This is a genomic window from Arthrobacter sp. JCM 19049 (genome assembly GCF_001310435.1).
Window position 1 is genome coordinate 1 of sequence record NZ_BAXF01000121.1, and the last position, 5,606, is coordinate 5,606.

Genomic DNA, 5,606 nt, shown 5'->3' on the forward strand with positions numbered 1-5,606 from the left:
GCTGGGCCGCAGCGGCGGAGGCCGGCAGCGGTCGCGCATCCTCCGGGCGGTCCACCAGCGGGGACATGGTGCCGTCAAAATCCAGGGCAATCACCAGGGGTGAAGTGCCCGACAGGCCGGTGAGGGCCCGACGCAGCTCGGGGCTAAGGGCTGAGACCAATGATCCATCCATGCTTCTGTCCATGTGTCTGTTCTATCGCGGGCCGCGACACCGGTTAGGCCTTGACGCGCGACTTGATGGCCGCGAGTTCCTCCAGGAACTTGTTCGACCACCGCATTACGTCGTGCTCCTCCAGGTGGCGGAACATCCGGCGCATACGCCGTGACTGCTCCTGCGGCGACATGTTCGCGGCATCCACAATACGCTGTTTCATCCCGTCAATGTCGTGCGGGTTGACCAGCACCGCCTGGGTCAGCTGGTCGGCCGCGCCGGTGAACTCGGAGAGCACCAGCACGCCCTTGCCGTCCTGGTGGGCGGCCACGTACTCCTTGGCGACCAGGTTCATGCCGTCGCGCAGCGAGGTCACCAGCAGCACGTCGGCCGCCAGGTACATGGCAATCATCTCGCGCATCGGGTAGGAATGGTGCAGGTAGCGCACCGTGGTGTGGCTGAGCGTGTCGTGCTGGCCGGTAATCTGGCCGACCATCAGCTCGACCTGGTTGCGCAGTTGGATGTAGCGGTCCACGTTCTCGCGGCTGGGGCTGGCGACCTGAATGAGGCAGACCTCGCCGGCCTTGAGCTGCTTGTCGGCCAGGATCTCCCCGTAGGCCTTCAAACGGTGGCGGATCCCCTTGGTGTAGTCCAGGCGGTCCACACCCAGCATCACGGTCTTCGGGTTGCCCAGGCCCTCACGGATCTGGCGGGCGCGTTCCTGGATCTGCGGATCCTTGGACAGCTCGGCCACATCGGCGGTGTCGATGGAGATCGGGTGGGCGGCGGCGCGGCACACGTTCTGAACGCTGTGCGAGGCATCCGGGGTCGCCTCATGGCCCTTGACCGAGTAGTTGGTGTAGCGGCGCAGCCCGCGCACGAAGTTTGCCGCGTCGGTTTCGCGCTGGAAGCCACCAGGTCGGCTCCGGCCAGGCCCTCCAGGATCTGGCGGCGCCAGGGCAGCTGGGAGAACAAGCTGGCCGGCGGGAACGGGATGTGGTTGAAGAACCCGATGCGCAGATCCGGGCGGGCCTCACGCAGCATCTTGGGCACCAGCTGCAGCTGGTAGTCGTGCACCCACACGGTCGCGCCGCGGGCTGCCACCCGCAGCACCGCGTCGGCAAAGCGGCGATTGACCTTGCGGTAGTTCTCCCACCAGGTGCGGTGGTATTCCGGGGGCACAATCACATCGTGGTACAGCGGCCACAGGGTCGAGTTGGAGAAGCCTTCGTAGTACAGCTGCAGGTCCTCTTCGGAGAGCGGAACCGGCACCATGTGGATTTCGTCCTTGTCGAAATCCTCCAGCACCTCGTCGGTGGCGCCATGCCACCCGACCCAGGCGCCGGTGGAGGCCGCCATGATGGGAGCCAACGCCGTCACCAGCCACCGGGGGAGCGGCGCCATCCTGGCGAACCGTCCTCATTGGTGATGCGGTCAACCGGCAGACGGTTGGCGACCACCACGAAATCATAGTCCGTATCCGGGATCTGGATCTCAGCGTCCTGGCTCACGATTGACCTCCTGAATGTCGTGATTCGCGCATTCGGTGATTCATCTGCGCACGATGGTTCCACGACGAATTCTACTAACGTCGGGGACCCCATTACCTCATGAGCCTAGTGAATCAATGTGACGAAGGAAACTTGGATGGATATTTGTGTCTCCAGTTGGCGACGGATCCGCGCTGCCGGCTGAGCGGCATATTTGGGAAGCATAAGTGAGTGCTGTGAAGCGCTCTCAAGGGCGCCATTGGCGCGACTTTGCGCCAATGGATTGGCTAGGATTGTCTCGGATTCAGTCTGTCGCAGAGCAAGGACTCAGAGAATATGTCTTCAACAAACCCCCGGCCGTCCAAGTCTGAACGGCAGGCCGCGCGCGCGAAAAGGCCGCGCAGATCCGAGCTGCCCAGGAAGCGGCGGAGAAGCGCAAGTCGCTGTTCGTCGAGCTGGGCGTCGTCGCCGCAGTGGTCGTGGTGATCGCGCTGGTGGTCGTACTGATCCTGCAGAACCAAAGCGGCAAGGTCGCCGATTCGGGGACGGCTCCGAAGGGCGGCAACGCCGCCGGCGGCATCACCCTGGTTTCGGACACCGAGTTCGCCTCAACTTCCGAAGTCAACGTGGATGTCAACAACGCTGGCGAAGCACAGCAGGGTGCGGAACCCAAGCCGCGCGACCTGAAGGTGGGGGCCAAGGACGAACCGGTGAACATCACCATTTACGCCGATGCGAACTGTATTCACTGCGCGGACTTTGAAAAGACCTACGGCCAGCAGCTGCACCAGTGGCTGGCTGATGGCAAGGTCACCGTGGAATACCGCATGGTCGGTTACCTGGATCGTGGTTCGGCCACGAACTACTCCTCACGTGCGGCCAACGCCATGGCCTGCGTTGCCGATGCCGACCCTTCGGCCTACCTCGGTTTTGTCGAGGGCGTCTTTGCCCACTACGAGCAGGGCGAGATGAAGAATGCCCAGCTGGCAGAGTTGGCCAAGTCCAAGGGCGTGGACGTCTCCAAGTGCATCGATGACGGCAACTTCCGCCCGTTCGTGCAGTACACCACCGCAGCCGCCCAGGCTGACGGCATCGCCGGTACCCCGACAATCTTTGTCCAGGACAAGGAATTCGTGCTGGGCCAGGATGACTTCGTGGCCCAGGTCGAAGCGGCCATGAAGGCCAACGCCTAACCTCTTGGGGGTTCGCGGGAGGATCGGGTAGGATCCCGTATTGATCTCGCACCCAAGAAGCCGTGGGGAGTCCGCTATGACGCGGGCTCCTTCGGCCGTTAAGAGGGCAGCTTTCGGCTGGCGCTGTGAGGGGCGAATTCGCCCGCGGGTGGCAGTTCCGATATTCTTATTCGGTACGCCTCCTTAGCTCAGCTGGCCAGAGCGTCTGTCTTGTAAACTGAAGGTCACCGGTTCGAATCCGGTAGGGGGCTCTCTTCACCCGGCGAGCATGCGCGTTCGAGCATGTTCCCGGGGGTTTTGCTTTTCCCTTTCCCAACGCTCACCCTTCCCGCCATTAGGGCGGACTTGAGCGTGCAGGGCTGGCCCTCTGTCGTCCGGTAACCATCGCGTTCGCCGCCCGAGGGACATCGGTACCCTGAGAGAATCCTCAAAAATCTGGAAGATCTGAATCTTCGCGGCTATCTTCTCCCTACACCTGCCGTTGTTGTGGCAACCGTTCTTGCGTTGCTGCTCGTAGTCGGTTCCACTCACACGCAGCGTGACTGATGGGGACATTCTGGAAGTTGCGAGTTGTGGAGGTTAGGACAAATGCCAGGTCGAGTCGCCCGGTCGCGTACCGCACAGCGGGTCTCGGAACTGATCGGAACCCGCCATGGTCGCCAATACCTGCAGCAACACGGTTGGATGCCGGGCATGCCGGTCATTATGACCGGGCCCCGGGAACCACTGGATGATGTGATGGGGTTGGTCTCCGTCCACGAAGGACCGAGTCTGGTCGCAATGATTGACCCAATCAGCGACCAGTTGCGGTTTCTGCATGTTTCATTGCCTACCCCAGTCCTGCAGGTAGTAGGACTGGAAGCCCCTGGAACCATAATCAGTTCCTTCTTTGACCGGGCCAGGCGAAGCGTTTCGGTTACATTTCGGGTGAAGTACTGGCCTTACAGTGCGGTCGCCCATGCCCTGCCGCCCAGGTTTGCCCAGCCACTGGTCGCACCGACCGCCGCAACCACTGGGGCACAGATGGTGGAACCACAACCGTTCGGCGCGAGCTTGTCGGCCCGTTCCTAAGCGTTCGGGAGCCGATGTGAGGAGCTGAGAAACCGACTTTCTGCGGAACCCGGTGCCCCACTTCGACCAAAGACAGCGCTCGTGTACGTCCGGGGCGCTCGCCGGAAGCTGGTTCGAAGACAAAAGTGTGCTGAGAACAACCCGCATGCGGTGGTGCCGCAGGCTCAGCGGGGAGTTGACTCGGTATTCTGGAAGCCGGCGTAAGCCCGAAACCTTCTTCGAGCAAAGGACGAACGATGGCCGGTGGACTGGTAGCACTCCTGGACGACATCGCGGCTCTGGTCAAGCTGGCCTCCACCTCATTGGACGATGTGGCCTTGGGCGCCGGAAAGGCCAGCAGCAAGGCGCTGGGTGTCGTGGTGGATGATGCCGCGGTCACCCCGCAATATGTGGCCGGAATTTCGCCCAAGCGCGAGCTGCCGATCGTGTGGAAGATTGCGCTGGGCTCAATTCGCAACAAGCTGCTGATCATCCTGCCGCTGGCGCTGCTGCTCTCACAGTTTGCCCCCTGGGCGCTAACCCCCTTGCTGATGCTGGGCGGCACCTACCTTGTCTTCGAAGGGGCGGAGAAGGTGCTGGAACTGTTGCACATCATCCGCCACCACGACCCGGTGTCCGGCGAACAGGTGCGCGATGAAAAGTCGATCATCGGTGCCGCGGTGCGCACGGACTTGATCCTGTCTGCGGAGATCATGGTGATCTCCCTGAACGAGGTCGCCGCCGAGGGCTTTTGGATGCGCACCATGATCCTGATCGCGGTGGCCCTGGGCATGACCATTGTGGTGTACGGGGTGGTCGGGCTGATCGTGAAGATGGATGATGTCGGTCTGCACCTGGCCCAGCGCACCTCCCACTTCCTGCAGTTGATCGGCCGGGCCCTGGTCAAGGCGATGCCGGTGATCATGTCCGTGCTGGGCAAGGTCGGTGTGGTGGCCATGCTCTGGGTTGGCGGGCACATCATACTGGTCGGTCTGGACGAGCTGGGCTGGCACGCCCCCTACGCGCTGGTGCACCACCTGGAGCTGGCGGCCGCCGGAGCCACCGGCTCCGCTGGTCCGGTTATCGGGTGGCTGGTGAACACCGGGCTCTCCTGCGTCGCCGGCTTGCTGGTGGGCAGTGTCGTGACTGGCATCGTGCTGGGGATCCGCCGGATCCGCCAGGGCCGCAGCGCCCAGCACGCCTAATCCCGGGCCCCTGCGGTGACATCCGCAGGGGCGCGGTGGACCTGGTTGTGGATAGGATTGGTCGGATACGGCCGTTGCCGCACTCGCCTTGCGGTCGGGAACGGAACCGGGCCGCCGGATGAGGCAGAACCGGGCTAAAGTGTCGGCGAGCCATGGAAAGATCAAAGCGTGTTGAGCAGTGAACAAGTAAAGGCAGCAGCCGCGGCCCGGCATGGGCGCGGCGCCTACTTCACCCCGGAACCCATAGCACGCTTCATGACCGGCTGGGCACTGGACCAGGGCGCTCGCCGGGTCCTGGAACCTTCCTGCGGAGAAGCCCAGTTCCTGACGGTCGCGCATGAACTGCTTGATGACGGGCGCGGGGCCACCAGCCTGCACGGCATTGAACTGCATGAGCCGTCGGTGCACGCCGCCGAACGGATCCTCGCCGAGCACGGGGCCAGCGCGCGAATCCGCTGCGCTAACTTCTTTGAGGTCACCGGTCGCCAGGACATGGACGCGGTGATCGGCAACCCGC

At 63.1% G+C, this 5,606-nt stretch carries 3 protein-coding genes, 1 tRNA gene and 1 pseudogene; 4 read left to right on the forward strand and 1 reads right to left on the reverse strand.

Annotation, left to right across the window (positions count from 1 at the left end):
• Positions 1 to 215 precede the first annotated feature (215 nt).
• Positions 216 to 1,755: pseudogene (locus JCM19049_RS07430) on the reverse strand (trehalose-6-phosphate synthase).
• Positions 1,756 to 2,114: 359 nt separating this feature from the next.
• Between JCM19049_RS07430 and JCM19049_RS07435 the strand changes: the two are divergent.
• From JCM19049_RS07435 to JCM19049_RS07455, 4 genes are all read left to right on the forward strand, one after another.
• Positions 2,115 to 2,834, forward strand: coding sequence for a thioredoxin domain-containing protein (locus JCM19049_RS07435; RefSeq protein WP_279402683.1), 720 nt, complete (start codon positions 2,115 to 2,117; stop codon positions 2,832 to 2,834).
• A gap of 177 nt (positions 2,835 to 3,011) precedes the next feature.
• Positions 3,012 to 3,085: transfer RNA gene (locus JCM19049_RS07440), tRNA-Thr, on the forward strand.
• Between the two features lie 1,056 nt (positions 3,086 to 4,141).
• Positions 4,142 to 5,089 (forward strand): DUF808 domain-containing protein, encoded by a 948-nt coding sequence (locus JCM19049_RS07450; RefSeq protein WP_054821266.1) that lies wholly within the window; start codon positions 4,142 to 4,144, stop codon positions 5,087 to 5,089.
• Positions 5,090 to 5,260: 171 nt separating this feature from the next.
• Positions 5,261 to 5,606: N-6 DNA methylase (locus JCM19049_RS07455; RefSeq protein WP_279402684.1), on the forward strand; the 346-nt coding region annotated here is incomplete at its 3' end.